The organism is Sandarakinorhabdus sp. (genome assembly GCF_040398645.1).
In the GTDB taxonomy this organism is placed as follows: domain Bacteria; phylum Pseudomonadota; class Alphaproteobacteria; order Sphingomonadales; family Sphingomonadaceae; genus Sandarakinorhabdus.
Genome location: NZ_JBBATR010000010.1, coordinates 52,170 through 54,126, shown reverse-complemented (window position 1 = coordinate 54,126; position 1,957 = coordinate 52,170). Strand labels below are relative to the sequence as shown.

The window sequence follows — 1,957 nt, the reverse complement described above, 5'->3', positions numbered from 1 at the left end:
CCAAAGCGGACTCGGCGGCTCCGCCGCCGGCCGCCCGCCCATTCATCAAACCGCAACCAACCCTGCACCATAGTCTGCGCATGAAACGCATCCTCCTCCTCGCCCTCCTCGTCGCCGCGCCAGCCATGGCGCAAACCCCGCCGGCCACCATCGGCCAGCCGTTCATCCCGGCGCCGTGGTGGATGAAGGACCCGGTGATCGCCTCGATGGGCCATGTCCGCAGCGAAGTGCCGGCCAACCGCGCGCGTTTTGCAGCGCGGTTTTCCGTGGTCGAAAAGACGGCGGCGGCGGGCGCCAGCGCGGCTGCGGCCAAGGCGCGCGCGCTCGATGCGGCGTTGGCTGCGCTTGGCGCGACCCGGGTGCGGCTGACCACCAGCCTGTCCACGCGCCCGCTCTATGATCAATATCGCCAGAAGGACGGCTCGCTGGTGGACAACGAGCGCGCCGACCGCATTGAGGCCTATGAGGTGACAGCCGTTCTGGCCATCGACGTGCGCGACATGGCCCTGCTGGAGCGGGCCTATCGCCTGACCGCAGCATCACAGCCATCGGCCATCGACCGCGTCTATTTTGAATTGCAGCCTGACAACGAGATGAAAACCGCCCTGTTCGAAGCGGCAGTGAAGGATGCCGCCCGCCGCGCCCGTCTGGCCAGCGCCGCTGCCGGCGCGCGGCTCGGCCCGGTGAAGGTGATCGATCCAACGGGCGGTGTGTGTCAGACGCAGGTGCTGGCGGGCTGGCCGAGCTACGGCGCGGCCGGCCCGCCAACCGACGTGGATGCACGGCAAATCATGGTCACTGGCAAGATGCTGTCCTCGCCAGCGCCGCCAGCGCCCGCATCGGCCGAAGCGACATTGGAAGACCGCGCCAATGGCTTGCAGGTTACGCTGCAGCCGCCGCTGGAGGAACTGAACGCCCAGGCCTGCGTGATCTACGGCCTGCTTGGCCCCGGTTGACGCTGCGCAGGAAGCGTAATAGTTTTGTGTTTCAAACGGGAGGAGCGGAAAAATGGGCCACAAGTTCGAATTGTACAAGGACAAGGCCGGTGAATACCGTGTCCGCTTCATGTACAACAGCGAAGTGATGTTTTCGACGCAGGGCTATTCGTCCAAGGCATCGGCCGTCAACGCCATCGAATCCATCAAGAAGAACGGCCCCGATGCACCAACCGTCGAGTCCGAGGACTGAACCAAAGCATTTTTACGCTAAATTTTTACATGTCCAGGCGGCGTCTGCTGCCGTTCGGACGTCAAGCTGCCATCAACGCGTCGATGGCCTTTGCCAGTTTGACATCGCGCGCCGAAAGCCCGCCCGCGTCATGGGTGGTCAGCGCAATGTCCACCCGGTTGTAGACGTTGAACCATTCGGGATGATGATCCTGCGCTTCGGCCAGCAGCGCCACCCGGTTCATGAAGCCCCAGGCCGCGCTGAAATCCTTGAATTTGAAGCTGCGCCGCAGATGTTCACCGTCCAGTGTCCATGCCGGCACATCATTGGCAAGCGCAGCGCGCGCGGCAGCATCGAGTTTTGCGATCATCGCCATGGTCCCTTGTTGAAAGCAGCCGCATGCAACTGCCCCCGACCCTTGCCGACATCGACGCACTGGCACAAGCCGCCGTGGCGCGCCTGCCGGCGCTGTTTCGCCAGCATCTTGCCAGCATCGTCCTGCGCATCGAGGATTTTCCCGACGACAGCGTCATGACCGAGATGGGCCTTGAATCGCCGTGGGATCTGCTCGGGCTATACTGGGGCCGGCATGTCGGCATGAAAGGCGATGAGCCGTCGGGCGCGCTGCCCGACATGATTTTCCTGTACCGGCGCCCGCTGCTCGATCTGTGGTGCGAAGGCGATGACACGCTGGAGGCGCTGGTCACCCATGTGCTGGTGCACGAGGTTGGGCATCATTTCGGGCTGTCGGATGCGGCGATGGAGGCGATTGAGGCGGCGGCGGGGTGAG

The 1,957-nt window shown here is 64.1% G+C and carries 4 protein-coding genes; 3 read left to right on the top strand and 1 reads right to left on the bottom strand.

What is annotated here, in order from left to right; genetic code table 11:
- A partial coding sequence (locus tag ABWP50_RS04120) for an SIMPL domain-containing protein (protein ID WP_353216724.1) occupies positions 1 to 956 on the top strand: 956 nt, incomplete at its 5' end.
- Between the two features lie 52 nt (positions 957 to 1,008).
- Entirely contained in the window at positions 1,009 to 1,188 is a 180-nt protein-coding gene (locus ABWP50_RS04115) for a YegP family protein (RefSeq protein WP_353216723.1), read from the top strand.
- 61 nt (positions 1,189 to 1,249) lie between these two features.
- Here the strand turns inward: ABWP50_RS04115 and ABWP50_RS04110 are convergent, their stop codons facing one another.
- The gene (locus ABWP50_RS04110; protein ID WP_353216722.1) at positions 1,250 to 1,537 is read right to left on the bottom strand and encodes a 4a-hydroxytetrahydrobiopterin dehydratase; all 288 of its coding nucleotides are present in this window, start codon (positions 1,535 to 1,537) and stop codon (positions 1,250 to 1,252) included.
- Positions 1,538 to 1,566: 29 nt separating this feature from the next.
- Here ABWP50_RS04110 and ABWP50_RS04105 point away from each other — a divergent pair, with 29 nt between their 5' ends.
- The gene (locus ABWP50_RS04105; protein WP_353216721.1) at positions 1,567 to 1,956 is read left to right on the top strand and encodes a metallopeptidase family protein; all 390 of its coding nucleotides are present in this window, start codon (positions 1,567 to 1,569) and stop codon (positions 1,954 to 1,956) included.
- The last annotated feature ends 1 nt before the right edge of the window (position 1,957 follow it).